The 26,409-nt window shown below is 67.0% G+C and carries 15 protein-coding genes; 7 read left to right on the forward strand and 8 right to left on the reverse strand.

Features of this window, described 5'->3' with window-relative positions; translation table 11 throughout:
* The first annotated feature begins 90 nt into the window (after positions 1–90).
* Entirely contained in the window at positions 91–2,481 is a 2,391-nt protein-coding gene (locus NZU74_12810) for a YbaY family lipoprotein (GenBank protein ID MCS6882205.1), read from the forward strand.
* A gap of 61 nt (positions 2,482–2,542) precedes the next feature.
* Here NZU74_12810 and NZU74_12815 read toward each other — a convergent pair whose 3' ends face one another.
* Positions 2,543–3,628: a response regulator gene (locus NZU74_12815; protein ID MCS6882206.1), complete on the reverse strand. Its 1,086-nt coding sequence runs from the start codon at positions 3,626–3,628 to the stop codon at positions 2,543–2,545.
* 109 nt (positions 3,629–3,737) lie between these two features.
* On the opposite strand from NZU74_12815, the gene NZU74_12820 reads away from it, so the two are divergent.
* Positions 3,738–5,720, forward strand: a complete 1,983-nt coding sequence (locus NZU74_12820; GenBank protein MCS6882207.1) for a tRNA uridine-5-carboxymethylaminomethyl(34) synthesis enzyme MnmG — start codon at positions 3,738–3,740, stop codon at positions 5,718–5,720.
* Between the two features lie 252 nt (positions 5,721–5,972).
* Entirely contained in the window at positions 5,973–6,860 is an 888-nt protein-coding gene (locus NZU74_12825; GenBank protein MCS6882208.1) for an alpha/beta fold hydrolase, read from the forward strand.
* Between the two features lie 105 nt (positions 6,861–6,965).
* On the opposite strand, the gene NZU74_12830 is transcribed toward NZU74_12825, so the two are convergent.
* A complete protein-coding gene (locus NZU74_12830; GenBank protein MCS6882209.1) occupies positions 6,966–7,715 on the reverse strand; it encodes a hypothetical protein in 750 nt (249 codons plus the stop codon).
* A 279-nt stretch (positions 7,716–7,994) separates the two neighbouring features.
* Between NZU74_12830 and NZU74_12835 the strand changes: the two genes are divergently transcribed.
* The gene (locus tag NZU74_12835) at positions 7,995–8,729 is read left to right on the forward strand and encodes a metallophosphatase family protein (GenBank protein ID MCS6882210.1); all 735 of its coding nucleotides are present in this window, start codon (positions 7,995–7,997) and stop codon (positions 8,727–8,729) included.
* A gap of 243 nt (positions 8,730–8,972) precedes the next feature.
* Positions 8,973–9,914: an undecaprenyl-diphosphate phosphatase gene (locus tag NZU74_12840; GenBank protein MCS6882211.1), complete on the forward strand. Its 942-nt coding sequence runs from the start codon at positions 8,973–8,975 to the stop codon at positions 9,912–9,914.
* A 303-nt stretch (positions 9,915–10,217) separates the two neighbouring features.
* On the opposite strand, the gene pta is transcribed toward NZU74_12840, so the two are convergent.
* On the reverse strand, positions 10,218–12,332 hold the full coding sequence (gene pta / locus NZU74_12845; GenBank protein MCS6882212.1) for a phosphate acetyltransferase: 2,115 nt from the start codon (positions 12,330–12,332) through the stop codon (positions 10,218–10,220).
* A 761-nt stretch (positions 12,333–13,093) separates the two neighbouring features.
* On the opposite strand from pta, the gene NZU74_12850 reads away from it, so the two are divergent.
* Positions 13,094–15,265 (forward strand): DUF6345 domain-containing protein, encoded by a 2,172-nt coding sequence (locus NZU74_12850; GenBank protein MCS6882213.1) that lies wholly within the window; start codon positions 13,094–13,096, stop codon positions 15,263–15,265.
* A gap of 217 nt (positions 15,266–15,482) precedes the next feature.
* On the opposite strand, the gene mfd is transcribed toward NZU74_12850, so the two are convergent.
* The gene (gene mfd / locus NZU74_12855; GenBank protein MCS6882214.1) at positions 15,483–19,058 is read right to left on the reverse strand and encodes a transcription-repair coupling factor; all 3,576 of its coding nucleotides are present in this window, start codon (positions 19,056–19,058) and stop codon (positions 15,483–15,485) included.
* 152 nt (positions 19,059–19,210) lie between these two features.
* On the reverse strand, positions 19,211–21,508 hold the full coding sequence (locus NZU74_12860) for a diguanylate cyclase (protein ID MCS6882215.1): 2,298 nt from the start codon (positions 21,506–21,508) through the stop codon (positions 19,211–19,213).
* A 564-nt stretch (positions 21,509–22,072) separates the two neighbouring features.
* Between NZU74_12860 and NZU74_12865 the strand changes: the two genes are divergently transcribed.
* A complete protein-coding gene (locus tag NZU74_12865) occupies positions 22,073–22,699 on the forward strand; it encodes a hypothetical protein (protein MCS6882216.1) in 627 nt (208 codons plus the stop codon).
* Here the strand turns inward: NZU74_12865 and NZU74_12870 are convergent.
* Genes NZU74_12870 through NZU74_12880 form a run of 3 tightly spaced genes read right to left on the reverse strand, consistent with a single transcriptional unit; the run spans position 22,675 to position 25,739 of the window.
* Complete coding sequence (locus tag NZU74_12870) at positions 22,675–23,421, reverse strand: hypothetical protein (protein ID MCS6882217.1); 747 nt, start codon at positions 23,419–23,421, stop codon at positions 22,675–22,677. The genes NZU74_12865 and NZU74_12870 overlap by 25 nt on opposite strands.
* A 3-nt stretch (positions 23,422–23,424) precedes the next feature.
* Entirely contained in the window at positions 23,425–24,699 is a 1,275-nt protein-coding gene (locus NZU74_12875) for a hypothetical protein (GenBank protein ID MCS6882218.1), read from the reverse strand.
* 14 nt (positions 24,700–24,713) lie between these two features.
* A complete protein-coding gene (locus NZU74_12880; protein ID MCS6882219.1) occupies positions 24,714–25,739 on the reverse strand; it encodes a ParA family protein in 1,026 nt (341 codons plus the stop codon).
* Between the last annotated feature and the right edge of the window lie 670 nt (positions 25,740–26,409).

Here is a 26,409-nt window from a genome sequence, read left to right on the forward strand (position 1 = left end):
AAACCGTACACCTGAGAAGGGTTGGGGAGGGGGTGGAGTTACCGGAAAACTTCGTTCACAGACAGCTAAGTAAACGACCCCAGGAGAGCAATGCTGCCCATACACCACCTTTTTCGCGTCCTTTTCTACCCTGTGCTGCTGGGGGTGCTGCTGGCAGCCTGCGCCGCGCCGCCGGCGCCATCACCCACCGCGACGCCCCCTTCCGCGGCCACGGTGACCGTCGCGCCTACCACGACGCCTCTCGCTGCCCGGGCCTACCGGTTGGGCCAGGCTGATGTGAGCGTGGAGGTGGGCGGTGGCGTGGTCGAACCCCTGGAGCTGCGGGGCACGATTGCCGCTCCGGCAGGCGCGGGCCCGCACCCGGTGGCGCTCGTGCTCCACGGGAGCCACGCCGTCTGCCCGATGCAGCCTCAATCGCCTGAGGAGCCGATGATCTGCCCCCAGGCGACCCAGTTCCGCAATGACCCCGGGCTCGGCTATCTGCTGGAGGCGCTGGCCGCCCAGGGCGCGCTCGCGCTCGCGCCGGACCTGAACACCGCCTTTCGGGCCGAGTTCGGCGGGCTTGAGCAGGAAACGGAACGGCTGCGGTTCGTTGTTGAGCGGCACCTGGAGCAACTGGCGGCTGGCGCCCCCGCCTTCGGCCTCGACCCCGGCCTCACGGTGGACCCGGCGCGCCTGTACCTGATCGGCCACTCGCTGGGCGGCAACGGGGCTTACGAGATCGCCGCCGCCTGGGCGGAAGATGTCCCGGCGCCCGGCGGGTGGGGGCCGGCTCGCGCCCTGCTGCTGCTCGCCCCGCCCGTGGCGGGCGGGTTCGACAGCGTTCCCCCGCTCGACGTGCCGCTGGCAGTGGTACTGCCCGAGTGTGACGGCGATGTCTCCTCCCTTGAGGGCCAGCACCACGTTGAGGCTGCCCGGCTCGACCCGGGCCGGCGCAGCCCGGCGGTGGCGTACTTGCTGCAGGGCGGCAACCACAACTTCTTCAACGCGGCGGTTGAGCTTGACGATGGCCAGCGCTTCTTGAGCCGCTGCCTGCCCGAGGCCCCGCGCCTTTCCCGCGAGGGCCAGGAGCAATTCCTGGCCGGCCTCGCCCCGGCGCTCCTCAGCGCCTGGGAGTCGGGCGACGCTAATGCCATCCCCGGCCTCGATCCCACCCGGCCCGTCCCCACGACCCTCTACGGCGCGCCGGTGCTCCTCGTCCCGGTCGCCCCGGCGGAGCAGCGCCGCCCGATCTTGCCCGGCGCCGCCAGCAGCGAGTTGAGCACCGGCCCGCTGGGCGGGGCGGTGCAGGTCGAGGGCGCAGAACTCGACTTCTGCCCCTACGGCATGGCGGGCAGCGGCAGCCCATGCCGCCCGGGTGTCAGCAACCCCGGCATGCCCGCGCAACTGCACCTGGCCTGGGACGCGCCCGGCGCGGCGCTGCGGGTCGCCATCCCGCCGGCGTTCGCCGACGCCTCGGCGGCCAGCGCGCTGCAACTCCGGCTCGCCGTCGACCCGCTCGACCGCCGCTCGCCCGCGGGCGAGATGCAGCGTATGCGCGTCATCCTGCGCGATGGCGCCGGCGGCGAGGCCGCGCAACTCGTCACGGTCGCCTTCCCGCCCGGCAAGGTGCTGGGCGAGAACTGGTTTGGCCATGTCTTCCCGGGCACGATCCGGCTGCCCCTGGCGGCGCTCACCGGTGTTGACCTGGCGCGGCTGGCCGAAGTGGCGCTGCGTCCGGAGAATCCATCCGGCGCCCTTTTCCTCGCCGACATGGAGCTGGTAACGGACGGCGCGGCCATCAGCGGCCCGCAGTGGCCCTCGCCCTTCCGCAGCCTCAGCGGCGCCGTCGCCGTACCCGAGTTGAGCGACGCGCCCGCGGGTAGCCGGCTGATTGTGCGGCTGGAGTTTGCCGTCAACGACGGCGAAGACCGGCGCTTTGTCACCATCCAGCCCGTAGCGGTAGCAGGGGCGCCACCCTTCCCCTTTGCGCTCCGTTACCATCAGGCCGCGATCGACGACCGCCGCGACTACGTGGTCGACGCGGTCCTGGAATTGCCGGACGGCCAGTCGTTCAGTTTGCCGGCGCCCGTGCCGGCGATCACGGACGGGGCGCCGCAGCAGGATATTGCCCTTGAACTGGCGCGGGTTGTCGTCGTGGAGCCCACACCGGTCCCGACCGACCGAACCTTTCGACTGACGGTGCGCGCTCCCGCGGGCCAGCCCTTCCCGCCGGGGGCGCAGGTCAGCGTGACCCTCTCGCGCCTTGACGCAAGCGGCATCGGCGTCGACACGCTCGCCGTCGCCGACGCGACGATCGGCGATCAATCGGCAGAGAACGTCCAGATCGAGGCGCCCTACTGGAGCGGCGCGGTCGAGCCGGGCGCGCCGTATGGCGTCAGCGTTATGGTGTTCGCGGCGGACGGCTTCACCCGGCTCGCGGAAACCGACGGCAACATCCCGGTTGATCTGACGACCGGCGAAGCCGTCGTGGAGCTGTGACCAACCCTGGCAGTGGCAGGAACTGAAAGCCTTTTCAGAGCCATGGGAAGTGGGGCAATCCTCAGGATTGCCCCATGAGGCCCAACAGATAGCTCCAGAGTTCCTGCAAGGAGGTCAGAGCGCGGCTGTAGAAGCCGGGATCAAACACGGCAATGGCGCCGAAGCCCAGGGCAAGAGCCAGCGCCACGGCGATCAGCGGGATGAGCCAGCGTGGCAGGCTACGCGACGCGGGCGCGCCTCCCAGCGAAACAGGCGGCTCCGGCGCCTCCGGGCTGAACTTGCTGCCGAGTTCTTCGAGCACCGCCGCGGGATCAACCCCCAGGTGTTCGGCATAGCGCCGGATCATATCCAGGGCCGCCGGGCCGCGCGGCAGCAAGGTGAACTTCTCGTCTTCGATCGCCTGGAGGTAGGACATGCGAATGTGCAGTTCGTTCTCGAGCTGCACCAGGGTCAGGTGGCGGCGCAGGCGTTCCGCGCGCAGCCGCGGGCCGAAGCGCGCCGCCTCCTCCTCGCTCAGGATCGCCGAGGTCGGCGGCGTCTGGCTGCGAGCAGGGGGAGGCGCACGCAGCAGGGCCATCTCTTCGGCCTCGGACATGAACACCGCCTCGTCGTGGTGGTTGCGCTCAGCCCGGCGTCTGTTCTTCGACCGGGGTTCCGGCGCGACATGGGGGCGCGCAGCAGGCGCTGGCGACGGGGAAGGTTCTGACATGCCGGAGGAACCAGCGGCGGGCGCAGGCGCGGCAAGCGAGGGCGCACCGACCGCAGCCGCGGTCGTGGTTGCCACGCCAGGAGCAAGGGTCTCACCCAGACGGGCGCGGACGCGCGCCACCAGTTCCGCTGAGCGGTAGGGCTTGGCGATGAAATCGACGGCGCCGGCCTCGAAGGCCCGAACCACATCTTCCTCCCGGGCCAGCCCGCTGAGCACCATCACCGGACGTTCGGAAGCCAGGCGTTCGAGCGCCTCCCAGCCGCGCCCGTCGCCAGCCCGCACGTCCAGGATGACCAGATCAGGACGCTGTTCGGCAAACAGGCGCTCGCCATGAACCACATCGCTGCTGCGGGCCACCTGAAAGCCAGCGGCCTCGAGTTGCGCCGCCAGGCGCGTCAGCAAGGTCACATCATCGTCTATAATCAAAAGAGAAGCCACATGGGTGCTCCTGTGCGGGTGCAAGGCGCGCGTCGCATCCGCCCGGGCGCTGATGAACCGCGCTCCAGGGCGATTATTGTCGCTTTGGGGCGCTATTATAGCACGGCATATGCAGACCCTGTACGACGTGATTGTGGTCGGCGCCGGACACGCCGGCTGCGAGGCGGCCCACGCCGCGGCGCGCATGGGCCGGCGCACATTGCTGTTGACAATTGACCTGGATAAACTGGCCCATATGTCCTGCAACCCCAGCATTGGCGGTCCGGCCAAGGGCCACCTGGTGCGCGAGATTGACGCCCTCGGCGGGCTGATGGCGCGGATCACTGACCGTACCGCCATTCAACTGCGGGTGCTGAACGAGAGCAAGGGTCCCGCCGTGCAATCGCTGCGGGCGCAGTGCGATAAGCGTCTGTACGCCCAGGTGATGAAGGAGACCCTGGAGCGGGTTCCGAACCTGGATATTCGGCAGGCCATGGTTGAGCGGATTGTTCCACTGCGTGGCCGCCCCCGGTCCGAGGCGGCGGCGCTGCCGCCGGAGGCGGCCTTCGCGGTGATCACCCATACCGGATGGGTCTACGGCGCGAAGGCCCTGGTGTTAACCACGGGGACGTTCCTGCGCGGTCGGGCAATCACCGGGCAGGCGACCTGGGGTGCCGGACGCGCCGGCGAGGTTCCGGCGGTCGCCCTCGGCGAGGACCTGGCGGCACTGGGCTTTCCTCTGGTGCGCCTGAAGACCGGCACGCCGCCGCGGGTGCACGCTCGCAGCATTGATTTTAGCCACGCCGAGGTGCAACACGGCAGCCCCGTGCCGGTGTATTTCGGCCATTACTACCCGGATCTCGAGGATCCGCCGGCGCCCGCCTACAGCGGCCCGCCCGCAGCGGTCTATCCCCATCCTACCCTCACCGGGTGGCGCCCGCAATTGCCGTGCTACCTGGTGCACACCACCCCGGCCTTCCACGATTTGATCCGCGCCAACCTTGACCGGGCGCCGCTTTTTTCGGGGGTCATCGAGGGCGTGGGGCCGCGCTACTGCCCCAGCATCGAGGACAAGATCGTGCGCTTCGCCGACAAGGAGCGCCACGGGCTGTTTCTGGAACCGGAGGGCTGGCACACCTACGAGGTGTATGTCCAGGGCTGCAACACCTCGCTGCCCGAAGATGTGCAGTGGGCCATGCTGCGCTCCATTCCGGCGCTGCGGCAGGCCGAACTGATGCGCATCGGCTACGCCATCGAGTATGACGCGGTGGCTACCGGCGAGATAGGCGCCGATCTCCAGGCGCGGCGCATGCCGGGGCTGTTCCTGGCCGGGCAGATCAACGGCACCACCGGCTACGAAGAGGCGGCGGCGCAGGGCTTGATGGCCGGCATCAACGCCGCGCGCTACGTCGCTGGCGCGCCCGCGGTGATCCTCCGCCGCGACCAGGCCTACATCGGCGTGCTGATTGATGATCTGGTGACCAAAGAGATCCGCGAGCCCTACCGCATGTTCACCTCGCGCGCCGAGCATCGCCTGCTGCTCCGCGGCGACAACGCCGACCTGCGCCTCACGCCCCTGGCGCGCGACCTGGGCCTGGTGGACGCCGCCCGCGCCGCGGCAGTGGAGCGCCGCCGTGAGGAGGCTCTGGCCCTGCGCGCCGCCCTGGAGGGGCGTAAACTCTACCCGTCGGCAACCCTTAACCAGGCCCTGGCTGCCGTTGGCGTGGAGCGCCTGAGCCAGCCGGCAACCGCCGCCGACCTGCTCGCCCGTCCAGCGGTACGCTATGCCCAGGTGCGCGACGTGCTGGGTCTCCCTGAAGCGCCCGACCATGTGGTCGAACTGGTGGAGATCGAATGCAAATACGGCGGCTACATCGAGCGCCAGCAGCGCGAGGTGGAGCGGCTGCGGAAGATGGAAGGCCGGCGCATCCCGCCAGAGCTTGACTACGACGAATTGCCCGGCCTGCGGAACGAAGCCCGCCAGGTCTTTAAGCGCTTCCGCCCGGCGACGCTCGGCCAGGCCGTGCGTCTCGCCGGCATCAACCCTGCCGATGTAACCATTGTGCTCTTCGCCCTGGAACGGCGCGAACTGGCCCGCAGCGGGGACAGGTGACGCCTCCGGGGCCGATGCACGGTCTGCCTCCAGCCGCGGGATCGGGGCGGCGAGGCTGCCACGCCTAACGAAAAACTCGGGGTTCGGGGCAAGCCCCGAAGACGTTGCAACTGCGCCGGGTGATACGTTGCAAATTAATGACAAAAGGTGTGCAATTGTGGTATGCTACTAGTGAGGATCACGGTATTGAACGGAAGGGCCCGGCAGGGCTGCGCCCTGTCAGGGATTACCCTTCTCCGCTGCTAAACGATTATGAATCCAGTAACCACCACAACCGCCGCCCCCACAACCGAGCGGCGCTATACCATTACGGAACGTTACCTTGACGGACCGCAGGGGCCGATACGCTACTGGGCCTCCGAGCCGCGCCACGGCCTGCCGGTCGTGTTAATCCACGGCTACGGCGCGCTGATCGAACATTGGCGCCCGATTATGCGTCCAGTAGCGCGTCGGCATAGCCTGTTCGCGCTCGATCTGTACGGTTTCGGCTACTCGGCCCGGCCTGCCGGCCTGCCGAGCCGCGAGCGCTGGGCCGATCAGGTGGCTGCGTTTATTGACCGGGTGGTAGGCAGCCCGGCAGTGGTGATCGGTCACTCCATGGGCGGGGTGGTCGCCAGTGAAGTGGCCCGGCGCCACCCGGCGCTTACCCGCGCCCTGGTGCTGGTCAACAGTTCAGGCATGCAGCCCTACGAGCGCCCGCTGACCCCGACCGACCGGCTCCTGCTTAATGTCATTGGCGCACCCCTGGTCGGCGAAACCATGGCCGGCATCTTTGCCAACGAGTGGGGCGTGCGCCAGGCGTTGCTCGCCTCCTATCACCGCAAGGAGCGGGTAACCCCCGAACTGGTGCAGACCTTCGCCGGCCCGTTGCGCCGCTATGGTGCAGGATCGTACCTGGCCGCAACGCGCAACGCGACCAACCTGGTGATCGAGATGCGCCCCGGCGAGTACACAGGCCCGACGCTGCTGATCTGGGGCGCCGAAGATCGCTCCATCCCCCCCTCGGACGCCGAGGCGATCAAGCGCCTCTTCCTGCCCCAGGCCGAGATTATCATTCTGTCCGAGAGCGGTCACTGCCCCTTCGACGAGACGCCCGAGGCGTTCTGCGACGCTCTGCTACCCTGGCTGGAGCGCCTCTGACGGCTCATCAGACCCGCGGGGCTGCAGCTTCCCAGGCCGGCGTATAGCGTGGAGAGAGCCGGGGAAACCTGGTTTCCCCGGCTCTGCTCGTGTTTCTCCCGATGTCTACGGCGCGGGGGTGCGGGCGGGCGATGGCGGTGCGCCCGCCGTAGGCGCCGCTGGAGGGGCGCCGGTGGGCTCCTCTGGAGATGGCGGCGCGGGCGTTTCGACTGGCGCCCTGGTGGGCGCTTCCGGGAACGGCGGCGTGGGCGTCTGGGCTGGCACCGTGGTGGGCGTTTCTGAGGGGAAGATAACCGGTGTCTCGATGGGAATCTCTCCAGGCGGCGACGTGGGAGACGGAACCACTACCTCGGTCGCAGTCGGCGCTTCGGGAGTGATGGGAGTCAATGCCCCCGGCGTATTCGTTGGCGCCGGAGGGGGCGGGATATAGATTGGCGGCGCGAAAGTTGCCGTGGGCGGCAGGGGGCTGGCGGTAATGGCCTCAATCGTTGGCAGAACCGACGCGGTTGGCGTGGCGCTGGCCGTGGGCGTGCTCGAGGGCCGCGCGGTCGGCGTTAGCGTCGCCGCTCCCGTGGCCGTTGCAGCGGAAGACGGCCCCAGGATGCCGGGTTCTGGCTCTCCAGTCAACGTTGGCGCCGGAGGAGGCGAGCCGCCCGAAAAGGCGCCCTCGCGGACCAGACTCAGACCTGCGAGCGAGTAGATCACCAGAATCACTCCCAGCAGAGTCAGCAGCAGCCCGTAGACTGCGCGATCGCGGGCGGGAAGACCCGCCAGCCAGCCGCGCAACCCGCCGGTGGAGGCAAGCGCCGGTTCGACGCTCGGAGCAGTGGCCGGCGCCGGCGTTGATGGAAGCACCCTGCCCGTGTATAATGGGCATCTGATATGATTGGCGGAAAGGCAAAAGGCGCTCTGGTACTCTGGCGGAGTTGAGGGGATCTCTTGAGCCTGGCCGGTAGCGTAGCAGCGATGCTCAGGCGTGGGTGAGGCGAAACGTATCGCCTGGTTCTGCTTAAGCCCGAGATATGGACAATGGGCGGTTGGCTCGAACATACGTGGTGAGCGTTTTCGCTGGGACGTTACCGCTTCCATTATAGAACCCGGTTTGGGTAGCGTCAAAAAAGCGCAGGTGCCCGCATGCGTGTCGTTATTGTCTCTGATATTCACTCAAATCTCGTCGCTCTGGAGACAGTTCTGGCCGCTGTGGGCAGTTTTGACGACCTCTGGTGCCTGGGCGATACCATCGGCTACGGCCCGCGCCCGAATGAGTGCGTGGCGTTGATGCGCCAGTACGCCAGCAAAGCCCTCACCGGCAATCACGACCTCGCCTGTCTCGGCAAGATCGATCTGCAGGATTTCAACCCCGATGCGCGCCGGGCCAATATCTGGAACGGCGCGCAACTCAGTGCAGAGAATCGCGCCTGGCTCGAGCAACTCGCCCCGGCCCTGCCGATTAACGAGCGCTTCTTTCTCGCCCACGGCAGCCCCCGTGAGCCGGTCTGGGAGTATTTGCTCTCGACCGAACAGGCCGCCAGCAACTTCCTGGCATTCGACCAGCAAGTGTGTTTCATTGGCCATTCCCACGTCCAGCTCGGATTCCGCGTCCGCGACGGCTTTGACCGCTGTGAACGCTTTCTGGCCGACCGCCAGCGGGTGGTTGAGCTCGAAGAGCACTCGCGCTTTATTATCAACCCCGGCAGCGTCGGCCAACCCCGGGACCAGGACCCCCGCGCGGCCTATGCGCTTCTCGATACCGACCGCGGCATCGTAACCTTCGCTCGGGTGGAATATGACGTGCGCGCAACCCAGCGCCAGATGATCGAGGCGCGGCTGCCTGGCGCGCTGATCCGCCGCCTGGAGTACGGGATGTAGGGAAGCTGCCGGTGTGCTCCTTGCTCCGACCCTTTCAGCGCTCTCCTGGATAAAACGTGCTGGAGAAAGATTATCGAGCGTCGCGACCAGACGATGAGCGGATCGTCATCCGCCGAGCGCACGCTGTTGAGCCACGCGCAAGCGCCGCCACGCATGCTGGCGCTGCAGCGAGACGTCATCTCGGTGAGGGTTGCCGGGACTGTGGCCCCCTACGGGAACAGGGCTTGAAGAAGCGAAGAATCCATGCACAAACCATCCGCCCGCGAGGTCAGCGCGCCCGCGCCAGCGCTGCCCCTGCCCCTGCTGATCGGCGCGGTGGCAGCCCTGCTGGGCAGCCTGGCGATTGCCGTTCCTGGCGACCCCGAATGGTGGAAGGTGATCGTTCTGGGAGTGGTTCAGGGCATCACCGAATGGCTGCCGATCTCTTCCACCGGCCACCTGCTCATCGTTTCGGATCTGCTGGGATACACCGGCAGCATCGGGGGCACCTTCGAGATTTTCATTCAGTTCGGCACGGTGTTGTCGGTCGTGGCATTCTACGCCGGTGATCTCCTGGCCCAGGGGCGCGCCCTGCTGGGGCGGAGCGCAACCGAGGAGGCGCTGGCGGCGCGCCGGCTCTGGATCGGGGTCGTGATTGCGGCCCTGCCTGCCGCGGTTATTGGCATCGTCTTCCGCGACTTCATCAAGGCCGTGCTCTTCGAGACGCCCCAGGTCATCGCCGGGGCGTTGATCGCTGGCGGGATCATCTTTCTGCTCATCGAATACTTTCCGCTCCGCGCCGCGCGCACCTGCGATCTGGGGCGCGTCACCCCCGGGCAGGCCCTGGGAATTGGCATTGCCCAGGTGTTCGCCCTCATTCCGGGGGTATCGCGCTCCGGCTCGTCCATCGTTGGCGGGTTGCTGGCTGGTCTCGACCGGCGCACTGCAACCGCCTTCTCCTTCTACCTCTCGATCCCCGTCCTCGGCGCAGCAACGCTGGTAGACCTGATCGGCAGCCTTGACCAGGTGCAGGCCGGCGACTGGGGCCGCCTGCTGCTAGGCACGGTGGTGGCCATGATCGTCGGCTACCTGGCGATTGGCTGGCTGTTGCGCTACGTCGCGCGCCACACCTTCGTGGCCTTCGGCATCTACCGCATTGCCATCGGACTGCTCATTCTCTGGCTGGCCGCTGTGGGTATGCTGTAGGGCCTTCGAGCCAGATGAGGCGAGGAAACCGGCTTTCCCCTACTTCTCAGGCGTAGGGTTTTCCGGCCCATCCTCGCGTTGCATGCGCCATCTGGGGCATTGGGACGCCCAACTCGGGGGGGTGAGGATCGTCAGCGCATTGGAATGCCGAAAACCCCTGCTCGCTCGAAAAACCCTGCACCTGAGAGGTTTCCCCACCCCCTGCCGGCGGGAAGGAACAACCTTCACTCGGGCCGGGGTTAAGTCCGGCTCCGGTTGGAGGAAGATGCGGGAAACCAGGTTTCCCCGCGCCCCTGCTGGTTTTTATACCTCCGTAAGTTCCAGCATCTCCTGAGCCTGAACGGCGGTGATCGCCACGGTATTGACGATATCCTCGACGCTGCAGCCGCGGCTCAGATCATTGACCGGCTTGTTCAGCCCCTGGAGCACCGGCCCCACTGCAATCGAGCCCGTCTCCCGCTGTACCGCCTTGTAGGTATTGTTGCCAGTATTCAGATCGGGAAAAATCAGCACCGTGGCCCGGCCCGCGACCCTGGAGTCGGGCATCTTGGTGCGCGCGACGGTTTCGTCTACCGCGGCGTCGTACTGGAGCGGCCCCTCCAGCAACAGATCAGGGCGGCGTACCTGCGCCAACCGGGTCGCCTTCCGCACCCGCTCCACCTCCTCCCCTTCACCTGACTCACCTGTGGAGTAGGAGAGCATCGCTACCCGCGGCTCGATACCGAAGAGTTTTGCCGTATCCGCCGAGGCAATTGCAATATCGGCCAGTTGCTCGGCGGTGGGTCGAGGATTGATGGCGCAATCGCCGTAGACCAGCACCCGGTCCTCCAGACACATAAAGAACACCGAGGACACAATCGAGATGCCCGGGCGCGTCTTGATGATCTGGAGCGCGGGGCGAATCGTGTGGGCCGTGGTATGCGCCGCGCCCGAGACCATGCCGTCGGCGTCGCCCATATGGACCATCATCGTGCCGTAGTACGAGACATCGAGCATCAGGTCGCGGGCCAGTTCACGGGTCATGCCGCGGTGCTGGCGCAGGCGGTAGAGTTCGTCGGCATAGGCGTCAAGACGCGTCGAGGTGACCGGGTCAATGATCGTGACCTGATCGAGATCCAGATCAATCCCCAGACGGCTGACCATAGCGCGGATCTCCTGCGGGTTGCCGAGGAGGATCAGGTCGGCGATGCCTTCGCGCACCAGAATGGCGCTGGCGCGCAGGATGCGCTCCTCGTTGCCTTCAGGCAAGACGATACGCCGGCGATTGGAGCGAGCCTTCTGGGTCAGGTTGTAGAGGAAGAGCCGGGGTGAGACCCCCCGTGGCGCGATTGTGCCGTAACGCTGTTCCAGCGCCGCGCCGTCAATGTAGCGGGCGCAGAGCTGTAGCGCCGCCTCAATCTTCGTCGGCGCCTCAGTCGTAATGTAGGACTTCACCCGGAACAGTTCGGTCGCGGTCTCGTAGGTATCGCTGGTCACCGCCACCACCGGGGGGATCTCGCCCACACCGTCGAGCAGGCGCGTCAGGGCCGCCGAGGGCCGCTGTCCCGCCGTCAGCACGATCCCGGCCAGCGACGGGTAGTTTGCCGAATGGTGGGCCAGCACCGCGCTCAGCAGAATATCGCCGCGATCGCCCGGCGTGACCAGCAATGCATGGTCGCTGAGACGCTCCAGGTAATGCTCCATCTGCATGGCCACGATCATTACCCGGCGGGCCTGCCGGTCGAGCTGCTCGCGGCCATAGAGCACCTCGGCGTTGAGCTGCTCGACCACCTCGCGCATTGTCGGGCTAGCCAGAATCACATCGGCCGGCAAAACCACCACCTGATCGGGGGGAAGCTCCAGATCGCGGGCCAGCGACGCGCGCAGCGCCTCCAGACGTTCGGGTTCGACCTTGTTCACCACCAGCGCCACCACCGGACAGCCGCGGGCGCGAAAGGCGTCATGAGCCTGCCGCAGCATCCCTGCAAGCTCCTCGACGCCGCGCCCCTGACCGCTCGCCAGCAGGATGACCGGGCTGTCGAGGCTGCGGGCCATTTCGACATTCAGGTTGAACTCAAATTGAGGGGCATCGTGATGACTGTCAGAGCCCATGCAATAGACAAAATCATAGCGCCCCGCCAGGCGCTGGTAGGCGGCAATGATGCGATTGAGAAGCTCGTCGTAGCGACTATGGGCCAGCAAGGCGTCGGTCGCCGCAGCGGTCAGCGCATAGGTTTCGTCGTAGCCCTGATCAAGGCGAAAGTGACGCAGCAGCAGATCAATCGTTTTGTCAGGCCGGGTTATGGCCTCGTCGCGGATCACCGGGCGAAAGATCGCCACGCGCCGTGTCTTACGCAGCACATAATCGAGGATGCCCAGCGATAGCAGCGAGGTTCCGGCGTGCCGTTCCAGCGGAACGAGGTATAGCGAACGTGCCATGCGCGCTCCTCACGTATGTCCACGGGGCTGCGCCGTCCAGCTTAACGAGCATTTTCGCGGGAGAGCTACACTCTCCCATACGCTCCTGGCCGGCGAGCGCCGCGCTCTCCAACACCCTCCCAGGTATGATTGTAGCTTGCCGAGTCACAGAGGATCGCGTGCGAAAGCTGTCCGGTCCCCGAGTGTCAAATGCGTTGCGAATCTCGTTGTTACATGTGCTCTCCAGGGAGATTCTCAACGTATGGCCGCCCAGAGTTTCCTCTGCTTGAGGGGATATGCAAGCCTCCTATGTCACAGTTCTCAGGTGTAGGGTTTTCCGAACGAGAAGGAGTTTTCGGCATTCCAGCGCGCTTACCACCCTCACCCCCCCGCCCCCCTCCCCCGCGAGCGGGATCGGGGAGAGTTGGACGTCCCAATGCCCCGGATGGCGCATGCGACGCGAGCATGCGCCGGAACACCCTACACCTGAGAACCATGGCACAGGGGGTCCCGAACGCTGTTCCGCAGAAGCGCGTCCTGATGCCGAATACGGCAGCGGGGCCGGTGAAGCGTCGGGCGGCGCCAAGCATATGGCGGGGGCGACCGGCGGATCGCTCCTGCCGGTCCAGAGGATCAGGAAGGTTGGGGGCGGAACCTTCACTCCCAACTTATGGGTCGTGTACAGGCTTGAGGGGAGGGCCTGAGAAAGCTACGCCCTCCAGGAGCCTTACGTTTGAGAACGTGCCGCGCGAACCGCGAGCGATCAACGAAAGGAGAACCTGATGTCCGCAGTTCCGAACCGTCTTCCGTGGCGCCTGATGCTACTGACGCTGGTGTTCATCACGGCCCTCACCGGCGCCTGGACCGCGCGTTCCGCTCCGCCTGTCTTTGTCACCGCGAACGATATCGTCATCCAGCAGGGCGGCACACTGCCGGTCTTTCCTCTGAGCGCGCCGCAGGTGACCGGCGACACGACGCGCGATCTGGCCCAACGTTTCAGCGGCATCTACGATCGCCAGCCGATCGCGTCGGATACGTATCTCGGGTTTCCACGCTTTACGGTCGCGTTCACCGACACCCGTTCGCTGCTGGTGCGTTACGGGGCCACGGGCGGCTATTACGCCACCAATCTGAACGAACTCGGCCGCGAGAGCGCGCGCGGGGCCATTGACCGCGGGCAGGCCCAACGGCTGGCCTGCCGGTTCCTCGTGGATAATGGCTTTATGGACGGCAGCGGCAGGCTGTTGCTCGGCCCGCAGAACCCGCAGGGGGTATTCACGCCGAACCCTCAGGGCTGCGACTTCAATCCCGATCCGCAGAACCCGCTCTATCAGACGAGCCTGATCCGCGCCGCCACGCTCCCCGCGAACACCCCTGACGCCGCCGCGACTGAGCAGAATGTTGGCGTGGTGGTACGGGTGCCGATGAGCCTGCCGGTGAAGTTCGGCCAGCAGTCTGGCCTGCCCCTCGGCGGGCCGGGCGGGCACCTCTCGCTGCTCTTTACCACCACCACTCCCGACAATGGCCCCACGCTCGACAACGTCGTGCCGGGCCTGGCGGCGGTGGCAATGCCCCTCTTCAGCCGCCAGATCGGCCAGCCGCGCAATGTGCCCATTGCCAACCCTGACGCGATCCGCAACCAGGTCGAGCAGCAGGTGCGCGCTTCGTTTCCGGGCGCTACCGTCAATGTACCGCAACCGTCGTTGTCTTACTACGTGCTCGACGCCGCGGTCGAGCAGCGGGCGCTGGAACCGGTGCTGGAGTTTGCGGGCATCGAGGTTACCGTCGGCGGCGAGACGGTGATCCTGCGCGACATCGTGGCGCCCCTGGCCCGGTCGGGGCCGGGCGGCTTTGGCCCAACGGTGAGCATTACCGACCCGGCCAGCGGCTCGTCCTTCAACCCGGGGGAGGAAATACTGCTGCGGGGCACAATCAGCGACGGCGCGGCGCCCTACCGCGTCGAATGGCTCACCGGCGATGGCGTCGCGCTGGGCTCTTCCACGGTGAACGGCCCCGGCGCGGTGGAACTGCGCACCCGCAACCTGCCCGCCGCAGGCCGTGACGGCGCCCCCACGCCGGTTACCGTGGTGCTGCGCGTCACCGATAATGAGGGCGCGGTGCGCGAGGCGCAGATCCTCCTGCGGCCCGCCATCGCCCCCACGCTCTACCTGCCGCTGCTCGTCAGCGAGCGCGGCAACCCGAACACAGCCGCCGAAGCCTTCCCGGAGCAGGCCGGCTACAGCTTCGGCATCGAAGCCAACTGGGACTATCCGCCGGCCGGTGCGGGCGGCGGCGATCTGCCAGGGGTCATCCCCGACGCCAACGGTTTACGCGGCGGGATGCTCAGCTACGGTTACAGCCAGCGCTTCTACTGGTCCAACAGCGCCGCCTGGGAGCGCGACTGGCGCGATTGCGGTCTGGGCGGGATTGACTGCACCTGGGGCGTGGACCGGGCCGACTTTGTGTACTACGCCGGTCACGGCGGCCCGGCTGGTCTGAGCCTGGCCTCGAACAGAGACAGCACCTGGGCCAGCGCCAACAATGCCCGCTTCAACAGCGCCCGCTGGGTCGGCTTCGCCTCGTGCCAGACGCTACGGGTGCAGGGCTACGCCACGGGCAGCGAACCGATCCGCAAGTGGTTCAACTCGTTCCAGGGAGCGCATCTGCTGCTGGGCTTCAACAGCAACATGGCCGATGTGGCCTTCGGCGGGCGCCTGGTGGAGAACATGCGCCTTCCGAGCTTCTTCGGCGTCGACTTCCCCTGGGCCCAGCCGACCATCGCCCAGGCCTGGTTCAAGACCTCCTTCGAGCTGAACGCTGGCAAGATCGCCTACATCTACGCGCGCAGCGGAACGGCCAATCCTGCCAATGACCGGCTGCCCAGACCGGGGCAGCCCATGCCGCCGCGCCCGTTGCCGGTAAGCTCGTACCACTGGGTGTGGGAGACGTTCTAGAGCACTGACCGGAATGCTTGAGCCACTGAGGACACTGAGCCGCTGAGGAGGCTGGGCGAGTCAATCGTTTCGAGAAACTCTATAGGTCTGGGGGGGCGCTGGCGGCTCCACCAGCCCCCTCCCCAACCCCTCCCCCGCTGGAGGAGGGCGCTCGGCTCCTCCCCCCAGCGGGGGGAGGCTGGGAGGGGGGCAGCAATGCAAAGCATTCACGGACCATTCACGCCGCCAGGGCCTCGAGCACGCCTATGAGCTTTTCACTCCAGGCCCCGTTGAGGGCCCGCCGGTCGAGTCGCACGAACTGCGGGCCGACCTTCACGGTGTGGTCGCGCAGGAAGCGCCTGCGTAGACGCTCGCGCCGGGCGCTCTCCAGCACGGGCAGGCGAATGACAAACTCGTCGCCCGAGGCGACAACCGAACTGACGCCTGCCCGCAGGGCCAGAGCTTTGATGTGCAGCCAGGTGAGGAGATGCAGAGCCGCCTCCGGGGGCTTGCCGAAGCGGTCCTGTAACTCCTGGCGCAACTCGCGCACCTCCTCTACCGTCTGGGCCTCGGTCATGCGCTGGTACATCGCCACCCGGAGCACAGGGTCGGCGATGTAGTCTTCAGGCAGATAGGCCGCCAGCGGCAGATCGAGGGTGACAAGCGGCGAGACCAGCACTTTCTCGCTGATGATCAATTTGCTGGCAGCTTCGCTCAGGCTGACCGGAGGCGCGGCCTCTCCAGATGGGGCGACTCCGTCAACGCGCGCCTTGAGTTGCTGCACGGCCTGTTCCAGCAGCCGCGAGTAGAGATCGAAGCCCACGGCGGCGATGTGGCCGCTCTGTTCGGCGCCGAGGAGGTTGCCCGCGCCGCGGATCTCCAGATCGCGCATAGCGACCCGGAAGCCCGCGCCGAGTTCGGTGGCCTCCTGGATGGCCTCCAGGCGCGCCTGGGCCTCCTGGGTCATCGGCTTCTCCTGGCGGTAGAGCAGGTAAGCATAGGCGCGGTTGGCGCTGCGCCCCACCCGCCCGCGCAACTGGTAGAGCTGCGCCAGGCCGTAGGCGGTGGCGTCGTCAATGATGATCGTGTTGGCGTTGGGCACGTCCAGCCCGCTCTCGATGATCGTCGTGCAGACCAGCACATCATAGCGCCCGTCGAAGAACTCGAGCATCACGCGCTCGAGTTCCCGCTCGTCGAGTTGCCCGTGGCCCACGGCGATGCGCGCCTCGGGGACCAGGCTGCGCAGCCGGTTGGCGACATGGTAGATGCTCTGCACCCGGTTGTGCACGAAATAGACCTGGCCGTCGCGTTCCAGTTCGCGATTGATGGCCTCGCGCACCAGTTCTTCGTTGTACGGGGCCACATAGGTCTTGATAGGCAGGCGATCCTCAGGAGGGGTATCAATCACGCTCAGATCGCGGATGCCGGCCAGGGCCATATGCAAGGTGCGCGGGATGGGCGTGGCGGTGAGGGTCAACACGTCCACCTCTGCGCGCAGACGCTTGAGGCGCTCCTTGTGGCGCACGCCGAAGCGCTGCTCCTCGTCAACCACAACCAGCCCCAGGTCTTTGAAATGCACATCGTTGGAGAGGAGGCGGTGGGTGCCGATGACAATGTCCACCTGGCCGCGGGCGAGATCGGCGAGGATGGCCTCCTGTTCCTTCGGCTGGCGGAAACGCGAGAGCATTTCGACCCGCACCGGGAAAGCGGCCATACGTTTGCGGAAGGTGTCGTAATGCTGCTGGGCCAGCACGGTAGTGGGCACCAGCACCGCCACCTGCTTGCCGTCCTGCACGGCCTTAAAGGCGGCGCGGAGGGCCACCTCGGTTTTGCCGAAGCCCACATCACCGCAGATCAGGCGATCCATCGGCGCCGGTTGCTCCATGTCGCGCTTCACCTCGCCGATGGCGCGGAGCTGATCCTCGGTTTCCAGGTAGGGAAAGGCCTCTTCCAGTTCCCGCTGCCACTCGTTGTCGGGGCTGTAGGCATGCCCCTGCTTCATCTGGCGCTGGGCGTAGATGGTCAGCAGTTCTTCGGCCAGATCCTGCACCGCGGCGCGGGCCTTACGCTTGGCCCGTTCCCAGTCCTGGGTGCCCAGGCGTGTGAGCGCAGGCGCGGCATCGCCCGCGCCGATGTAGCGGGTGACGCGATCCACCTGGTCCACCGGCACGTAGATTTTATCGTCGCCCGCGTAACGCAGCACCAGATACTCGCGCTCGATCTCGCCCACCACGCGGCGGATGAGGCCCTCGAAGCGGGCGATGCCATGTTCGATGTGCACCACATAATCGCCCGGCTTGAGGCCGCGCACGAAGGCCGCCCGCTCCTCGACGGAAGCGTTGCGTTTGCGGCGCTCGCTGAGGGGGCGGCGCTGGCGAATGCCAAAGATCTCGCTGTCGGTGTAGAGGGTCAGATTGAGCGCCGGGAGACGCCAGCCGCCCTCCAGGGCGCTGTGAGCGACATCGAAGCGCGTCCGGGCCGCCGCGGAGTCGGCGCCGGCATTCTGGAGCGCCTCTTCGACCAGTTCCTGGAGCCGGGCCGCCTGACTGGTTACGGCCAGCACCCGCTCGCCACGTTGCAGACGGGTGACAATCTCATGAACCAGGCGGCGGAACTGGCCGCCGAATAGTTCGGCGGCCTCGAAGCGCAGATCACCCAGGGAGAGGGATTCGCTGGCGCTGCTCGTATCGGGCGCTTCGGAGCCGCTGAGGTCGGCCAGCGCGCAGCGGGCTGGGGGCGCAGCAGGGTCGAAGAGTTCCTCCCAGAGGAAGTAGGGCCGGGGAAAAGCGGGCGGCAGTTCGGCGGCGTCAATCAGGCGCGCGCGCCCGTGCTCGGCCTGTTCGTGGATCTCAGCGGCGTGCCGCGCCAGAAACTGCGCCTCGGAGAGCAACATGGCCGCACCCTCGGGCAGATGGTCGAGCAGTGAGGCGCCTATGCCGTCCCGATAGAATGGGGCATAGAAGGCGCGGCCCTCGAAGCGCGCCCCTTGCTCCAGACGTTCGCGGGCGGCTTCCCACTCCAGGCGCGCCTCGCGGCGAAGACCGCTGCAATCGAGAGCGGCGATGCGGGCCACGGCCAGTTCACGCCGCCACAGGGGGATCTCGTGCGGCGGGCCGAGGGTCGCCATTTCCAGACGCGCTTCGCTGCGCTGAGTAGCGGGGTCAAAACGGCGGATGCTCTCCACCTCATCGCCGAAGAAGCCAATCCGCAGCGGCAGATCGTCCGCCGGGGGCCAGACATCGAGCAGGTCGCCGCGACGGTTCACCTCGCCCGGCGCCTCCACCGTCGGGGCCATCTGGTAGCCCAGGTGGAGCAACTGGCGCGCGAGGACCTCGGGGCGGCAGGTCGCGCCCAGGTCCAGGCGCAGCGTCGCCTCGGCCAGCTCGTCGGGGGTCAGCGTCGGCTGCATGAGCGCCTTGATTGGCGCGACAATCACCGGCGGTTCCGCCGGCCCCGCCCCGGCGCGCCAGGCGGCGAGAGCCTGGAGGACGCGCAGGCGCTGACCGATCACCTGGCTGCCCGGCGACATATGCTCATAGGGCAGCGCGTCGCTGGCAGGATAATAGAGCGGTCGGGCCGGACCGAGCCACTGCCGGAGGTCATCGGCGGCGCGCAGGGCCACATCGGCGCTCGAGAGCACGAAGAGCAGCGGCGCGCGGTGGTGGCGGGCCAGGGCGGCCACCACGGGCGCGCGAGCAGCCGCTGGCAACGGCGCCAGTTGCAGACGCGAGCCGCTCTGCCTCAGAGCGGCGGCGATGGGAGCGAGCGCGGGCCGGGCAGCCAGTTCGGCGCAAAGCTCCTCAAGGATGCGCATGGCAACTCAAAACGAGGCTGATCGTGCCGACCAGCCCTCTAGCGCAACTCCGGCCAGCCGGAGGCGCAGCGTGGCACTGATTCTGTTATAGCACAGGTGCCGGGAAATGGGCAGGGCCGATGCAATGCGGGACAAGTTCCAGGCTCCGGGGTTCATCCGTGGACCACAATCGTATTGCGTCCGGGGCGCTTGGCGGCATACAGGGCCTCATCGGCGGCGCGCAGCAACTCCTCGATGCCGCCGCAGGCGCCGCTGTAAGCGGCCACGCCTGCCGAAATGCTGATGGGTTCCAGGCGGCGGCCGTGAAAGTCAAGCTGCAGGGCGTTCACCAGACTGCGGATCTGTTCCAGCCGCTGCACTGTGTCCTCCACTGCCGAGCCGGGCAGCACCAGTACAAACTCCTCGCCTCCGTAGCGGCAGGCAATGTCGCTCTTGCGCATATGCTCCCGAAAGATCCAGGCCACCTCGCGTAACAGCATATCGCCGGCTTCGTGCCCGTAGCGATCGTTGAAACTCTTGAAATGGTCAATATCCAGCATCGCCACGCAGAGCGGCTCGCCCTCGCGCTGCGCGCGGTGCGCCTCGCGGGGCAGGGTCGCTTCCAGGTAGCGCCGGTTGAACAGCCCAGTCAGCGGATCGAGAATGGCCTGCTCGCGCAAGGCTTCGCGCAGGTCAATGTTCGTCAGGGCCAGCTTGATCGCGTCGCCAACGGAGATCAGCAACTCGCTGCGCGGCTGAGCCTCACCGGCGACGTGCAGCACGCCGTAGATTTCGCTCTGCACGGCGAGGGGCAGACAACAACTGTACGCAGCGCGGGCCGCGCCGAGATGCCGGCAGCGCGGCCCGGTCTGGATGTCGGTGAGCACGTGGATCTGGCCACGACGCAGGGCCCAGCAATCCTCGATAGGGAACACGAGCCGAGCCGGGCGTTGCTCGCCCCACTGGCAGATCACTTCCAGATCATCGGCTCCGGGAACGCGCACGGCCAGATAGCCGCCGTGATCGGGGAACAGGGCGGCCAGGCGCAGTTGGATGACCTCGGCGGCTTCCGAGCGGTTCTGGCAGACCTGGAGCAGGTCATGCATCTGGTTGATCTGTATGACCTCGGCGGCGTAGCGGCGGGCTTCGACAATCGTCTGTTCGAGGCGCGCATTTACCGCCTGGAGCAGCCGTTCGGCATGCCGGCGCTCGCTGATGTCGCGGTTGATCGCCACCACGCCCGTCATCCGTTCGACGCCGTTGCGGAGCAGGGTGACCGAGGACTGGATGGGCACGTAGCTCCCATCGCGCCGGCGCTGCTCCACCTCGCCGCGCCACTGCCCTTCGCGTAACAGAACCTGAAGAGCGGCTTCTGCGGAGTCATTCAGGTAGCGCGTCACCAGCACCTCATCAACCGGCCGGCCCAGCACCTCATTGGCCGTCCATCCATAGATCCGTTCCGCAGCAGCATTCCAACTCTGGATCCGGAACGTGAGATCGGTGGCGATCACCGCGTCGGCGACATTGGCCAGCAGGCTCGCCTGATAGTGGAGTTGCTCTTCGTAGAGATGCTGCCTGGTCACGTCTTCTATCTGCCCCAGCACCTGACAGACACGCCCCTCGGCATCGCGCCGGAAGACACGGCCACGCGTGCGCATCCAGCGCCAGGAGCCGTCACGGTGGCGCAGGCGGAAGGTATGCTCGACGGTCTGCTCATCGCTCATATCGCGCAGTTCCTCCAGCCTGCGCTCCAGATTGGCGCGATCCTCGGGATGCAGCAGGCTCGGCAGGGAGTCAATCTCGGAACCGCGGATCTCGTCGGGACCGTAGCCTAGCAGCCTGGCAAGGGGACGATTGGCATACACGGCGCGCCGTTCCGTTAAATCGAAGATAAAGACCGTGGCTGGCAGGAGATCGGCGACAGAGCGGATGAAGTGATACTCCGACAACATACGCTGCTCCATCTGCGCGCCTGGCCAGGAATCCGGGGCCAGCGGGACGAGATCCGGGAACTCACCTTCGCCAAGCACCCACACACTGGCGTGGCGACCCTGCCAGATGCCGTCTGGATCCGTAAATGGGCGGCAGCGGTACAACACCCGCCGCACCGCGCCGGCGCGATGCGCCAGGCGGAGACACAGCATAGAGATCTCACTATGCTCCGCGCGTAGCACCTGGCGCTGGTAGCGCGCCCACAGATCCTGATCGGCGTAATGCACACAGCGCGTCAGGAGGTCGGGATCGGCGTAGAGTTCCTTGGGAGTGTAGCCAATAATGGCGCTGCTGGCAGGACTGCTATAACGACACTGGCCTTGCGGGCCGATCCACAGCTCCCAGGCGAAGGGAGCGGAGCGCAGATGCTGCACCGCATGAGCGGCAGGCGCCGGCGCCGGTTCAGACGCCAGGCGCTCGAGCTGCGCGCGCAGCCCGGACAGCTGCTCGTAGATTAAGGCGAGGGCGTCGGCATCCATAGTTATAGTTATAGTTAGAACCCGGCAAAGCGACATGCCTGTCCGGCGTTCCACGGAGAGGTACAGGCGAGACGCCGCGGCAACCTCACTCCTGGACATGATACCAGACCGTGTAGGCGCACGTCTTACCGGCAACTATCGTACTAATCACGATCGTAGTTGCTTGTAGCGACAGTTGGGTTTACAATAGCAGAACTATTTGTCGCTCCGGTCGCTCTTGCGGGCGGCGCTGCGGGAAGATCTGATTTCTCCATCGCCATGCAACCAGCGGCAGGTTGCCGCCAGGCTCGATGAGCAGGGACATCGGGAAACCCGCGTTCCCCTTTTAGAAAGGCAAAGCCCTCTCCACGCGCCTCCAGGCGACGCACGTTCATCTAATGTGACAATAGCCGATAGCCCGCTGCTGGTGTTTTCATCACGGCCGTGCCGTGCGCGCGTAGCGAATGAGCCTCCTGTACCAGTTCCTGCGGCGCACCGCGCACGCGCGTCATCACCAGATCTCACCAAGACACCACATACAGCAATCTAAAATCCAAAATCCAAAATACCATCAAAGGAGCCACAATGATAACCTATGACGATCTGGTCGCGGGGCTGGAAGACGCCTGGCTCGCCGTGGGTCTGCATGAACATGCGTTTATTGAAAGCGTCATCCCCGCCACCCAGGATCGCACCTGTAAAGTAGAACTCTTTCCAGAACATGATGAGCCTCTTACCAGTGAAAACACTCCTCCCTTTCTTGAACTGAGCTTCACCTGGACGCCAGTGCACCAGTTGCTCGCCGAGGGCCGCAATCTGCCCGTCGAGCCGCTCGATCTCCAGTGGACCTACACGGTGGTGACCACCATCGCGCGGGAGCGGAGCGACACGGAACTGGTGCGCATGTTCCAGCGCGCCGTCGCGAATGCGTTCGAGCGTTTCTACCCCGCCGAGGTCGCCCAGATGGAGCCGGTAATGGTTGAGGTGCGCCGCGTGTATCAGGGCGGCCCGGAGCGCCTGCGCCTGGAACAGACCCAACTGGTGAGCAGCACTGTCTCCGATCTGTTCGAGCTGTGGCCCGACCGCGATCCACAGAGTCTGCGCGAGGTGCTGCGGGTGGAGATGCAGCTCGCCAGCGCGATCATCGCCAATCTGGCCGATGCCTTTACTCCCCGCGGGCGTGGGGGTTACCGCACGGTTGACGCGGCGTAGGCCGCGAGCGCCAGCACGGCTACGCATCCCGCCACTCCCATCCTCGTCAGCCAGCGCTCTGGAATGCGCAGCGCGGCCCCCACAGCCAGGGCCGCCCCCGCCGTGGCCAGGGGAGGCAACAACCACCCCGCCCGGTCGGCGGGAAGCCACTGGCCGGGGCCCGCTGCCAGGGCGCCCAGCAGCAGCAACGCCCCCACCAGCAGCAAGCCAAGCGCCCGCAGGGCGCCCGCGGCGCCTCCCGGCCCGGCGCGGAGCAGGCGCGGCATGCCCAGCAGCCAGAGCGCAGCGCCCAGCGCCAGCAGCGCCCGTTCCGGCACAGACTCGGGCCAGCGTAGCAGCGCGGCAAGCTCCAGGCCGCCTGTCGCCACTGCCAGGGCCAGCGCCGCCGCCAGCGGCAGCGCGTAGTCGCGCAGCACCGCGGCGGGGGCGCTTCCGCGCACGGCTGCGGCGCGGAAGCGTGGCCACTCCAGCAGCACGAGGGCGACGGGCAGATCGAGGCCGAAGGGAAAGGGCGGCGCCGGGGCCAGGGGCAGCAGGGTCAGGACGGCGAGAGGCGGCGCCAGGTCGAGCACGGTCACCGGGGGGGCCGGCCAGAGTGGCGCGCCGCCGCAGACCGCCAGCCAGCGCATCAACAGATGGCTGGCTGCCAGGGCAAACAGGCCTCCGGGGTAGAACACGACACGGGGCCAGGCCAGACCCAGGGCGCCGAGCAGTTCGCCCATGGCTCACCGCTTGCGCAGCGCGAGCAATCGCAGGGCCACCCAGCACAGCGCGCTCAGGATAAGCATCAGCCCGACGATGGCCAGCGAGGGCAGGGTGGCCACTGGCTGCTGTGCTGTGTCAAAGGCGATCAGCCCCGCCCAGGGCCAGACAACGATCTCACCAAAGGGCGTCAGGCCACCCTGGAGCTGGGCCGTCAGCGGCGCCAGCAGGCCCATCAGCAGCAGCGGCGCGCCCAGGCCCAGCCCGGCGCTGCACCCCGCTGCCAGCCAGGTCCGCCCGTCGCCGGTTGACGGCGCGGCGGGCGCGAGGGCCAGGCGCGCGGGGGGCAGGGCTATCAGCAGCGCAGCCAGCCACAGCACGAGCGCCAGCGCGGGCAACCCTCCAGCGGTGGCTGCGGCAATAGCCAGCCAGCCGGCCACGAACGGCCCGCTCAGCGGTACGGCGGCGGAGAGCAGCCAGAGCGCGCGCATCCCCGCCGCAGGCCGTTCCAGTCCCAGCCGCAGCACTGGCCAGAGCAGGAGGATATACCCTGCGACGGTAAGCCCGGCCGCCGATCCCATCCCTGCTCCGGCGATGGTCATGCCGCTCAACGACAGGCCCAGCCATGGCGCGGCCCGCTCAGCGGGAGCGATGGCGGCGCGCCATGCCCCCCAGAGCGCAACCAGACCGCCCATCAGCAGGGCGGCGAAAAGCCAGCCCGTGTTCCACGGCCCCAGACTGAACAGGCGCATCAGTGTATAGAGACAACCGCCAGCGACCGCCGACGCGCTGGCGGGCGCGCGTGTGCCGGCCAGCGCAAGCGCGTCCGGCGCCAGCAGCGCGGAAACGAGGATCAGCACAAAGCTCAGGCTGTTCAACCCGGCCCCCGCCAGCGGCGCGCCGTAGTTCCAGGCGCCGCCGGTGAGGCCGATGAGCGCCAATCCCGCTACCACGCCCACAGGCGCCAGCCGCCAGATGGGCCGTTCCTCGTCTGACCCCGTCTCCTCTAGCAAGCCCGCCAGGACCAGCAGCCCTCCCAGCGCGGCAAGATGGCCCTGCAACACGGATGCCCCCACCAGCCAGGCCGTCATCGCCACGCGCCAGGGACGCGGCGCGCCGTGGGCCAGCGTAACCAGACCATGTGCCGCTACGACGATCACCAGCAGGGCGCTGAGCGCATCGGCGCGCAGCAACCCGTCCCAGCGAGCCAGTGGCGCGTCGCGGGTCAGAGCGGCCAGGATCAGGCCAGCGGCCAGCAAGAGCGACAGGAGAGCGAAGGAGGCCTTTCTCTCCGCCATACGGCCCGCGCCCGTTATCTTCTGACCCCGCCGGCGAGTTCCTGCTGGCGGTAGCGGCAGTGATCGCAGAAGACCACGCGGTAGCCGGCAACGGTAGCGCGGCGCAGCGGGCTGCCACAGTGCGGGCAGGTCAGCGACAGGAGGCTGCCCGCCCCCGTGACGACCGGTTCCTGGTGGGCCGCTGCGGTCCGGGGCGCAGTGTCGGCCAGAGGGGGCGGCGTAACAGGCGCGTCCGCCGGTTGAGCAGGGCGCGCGGCAACTGGCGGGGGAGGCGCTGGCTGCGCGGGGGATGGCGGCGCAAAGCCCCAGAGATCGCTCAGCCACTCGACAAGCTGAGCATAATCAGCGGCGCCGCGGGAGCGCGGATCGTACTCGTAGATCGTCTTTCCCCGGGCCGAGGACTCCGACAGACGCACGTTGATGCGGATGGGCAGGCTGACCAGGCTGCCATACCGCTGGCGCAACTGCTCCAGCAATTCTACTGACTGGCGCGTCCGCGCATCGAAGAGGGTCGGCACGATCGCCCGCAGGCTGCTGGCGCTGCCCTTAATCCGGCTGAGTTGCGTGACGAGCATTTCCAGGCCCCGCACCGCAAATGGCTCAACCGTTGTCGGCACGATTACATCGCTGGCCGCATGCAGCGCATTCAGATTGAGGACCGTCAGCGAACCGCCGCAGTCTACAAAGATAAAATCGTACTCCGAGCGTAGCGGACGCAGGACCTGTTCGAGCACCCGCGGCCAGTCGGGCCGGCGGGCGATCGTCGGCTGGGCCGTCAGCAGGGTCGCGTCGGCAGCGATCAGGTCGAGATTGCGGCGCACGGGAGTGCGGCAATCGGCAGCGCGCGCGCCATCAACCAGCGCGTCATAGAGCGTGCGGCGCGGGGTCGCCCCAAGAGCCATCGCCAGGTTGCCCTGCGCGTCCACGTCTACCAGCAGCACACGCGCGCCTTTGAGCGCCAGACCAGCGCTGAGGTTCACCACGGTGGTGGTCTTGCCGATTCCGCCTTTCAGGTTGGTGACAGCGATGATACGGCCCATAGGCAGCCTGATTTCACTCGGTGTTTACGTCAGCCCCACGCGGCTGCACCGTGCAATCGTTTAAAGCATACCCTTCTGGAAGGGCTGCGCCCTCCCAAACCCTCCTCAACGCAGTGGGACGAGGAAACTCGCTTGCCCCTGCTTCTCCAGCCGTCTGCTTCTTTGGCGTCCCGGCGGCTGCGCTGTACCGCCTGGAGAAGCGGCGTCCCCCGCAGACCCTCCAGCCACAGGGCAAGGGCAGGTCCGTGGAAGTGCGAATACCGGCAAGTGTAGTGCAATGATCGGGGCATGTCAAATGCCACGCAGATGGTGGGTGTGACGAAAAGTCTTGCGTGCTCCCCTTCGCCCGGCAGCTGATGAACGTTAAGAACATATTCCGGCATCGCCGAACGCTGCGGGCTAATTGGTCTGTGAACGAAGGTTTTCGGCAACTCCGCCCCCTCCCCGCCCCTCCCCCGCTGGGGGAGGGCGTCCGGCTCCTCCCCCCAACGGGGGGAGGAGGCAGGCGCTCCTCTCAGGTGTAGGGTTTTTCACGTGAGAAGGAGTTTTCAGCATTCCAATACGCTTACGGTCCTCACCCTCCCGCCCCCCTCTCCCGCGAGCGGGAGAGGGGGGAGTTGGGCGTCCCCATGCCCCAGATGGCGAATGGGACGCGAGGATGCGCCGGAAA

It is taken from the genome of Chloroflexaceae bacterium (assembly GCA_025057155.1).
Lineage (GTDB): Bacteria > Chloroflexota > Chloroflexia > Chloroflexales > Chloroflexaceae > JACAEO01.

Bases quoted from the DNA above. Each gene is read 5' to 3' on its own strand.
- NZU74_12810 (MCS6882205.1), top strand. From the start codon at position 91: ATGCTGCCCATACACCACCTTTTTCGCGTCCTTTTCTACCCTGTGCTG.
- NZU74_12820 (MCS6882207.1), top strand. From the start codon at position 3,738: ATGCAGACCCTGTACGACGTGATTGTGGTCGGCGCCGGACACGCCGGC.
- NZU74_12825 (MCS6882208.1), top strand. From the start codon at position 5,973: ATGAATCCAGTAACCACCACAACCGCCGCCCCCACAACCGAGCGGCGC.
- NZU74_12835 (MCS6882210.1), top strand. From the start codon at position 7,995: ATGCGTGTCGTTATTGTCTCTGATATTCACTCAAATCTCGTCGCTCTG.
- NZU74_12840 (MCS6882211.1), top strand. From the start codon at position 8,973: ATGCACAAACCATCCGCCCGCGAGGTCAGCGCGCCCGCGCCAGCGCTG.
- pta (MCS6882212.1), bottom strand. From the start codon at position 12,332: ATGGCACGTTCGCTATACCTCGTTCCGCTGGAACGGCACGCCGGAACC.
- NZU74_12850 (MCS6882213.1), top strand. From the start codon at position 13,094: ATGTCCGCAGTTCCGAACCGTCTTCCGTGGCGCCTGATGCTACTGACG.
- mfd (MCS6882214.1), bottom strand. From the start codon at position 19,058: ATGCGCATCCTTGAGGAGCTTTGCGCCGAACTGGCTGCCCGGCCCGCG.
- NZU74_12860 (MCS6882215.1), bottom strand. From the start codon at position 21,508: ATGGATGCCGACGCCCTCGCCTTAATCTACGAGCAGCTGTCCGGGCTG.
- NZU74_12865 (MCS6882216.1), top strand. From the start codon at position 22,073: ATGATAACCTATGACGATCTGGTCGCGGGGCTGGAAGACGCCTGGCTC.
- NZU74_12870 (MCS6882217.1), bottom strand. From the start codon at position 23,421: ATGGGCGAACTGCTCGGCGCCCTGGGTCTGGCCTGGCCCCGTGTCGTG.
- NZU74_12875 (MCS6882218.1), bottom strand. From the start codon at position 24,699: ATGGCGGAGAGAAAGGCCTCCTTCGCTCTCCTGTCGCTCTTGCTGGCC.
- NZU74_12880 (MCS6882219.1), bottom strand. From the start codon at position 25,739: ATGGGCCGTATCATCGCTGTCACCAACCTGAAAGGCGGAATCGGCAAG.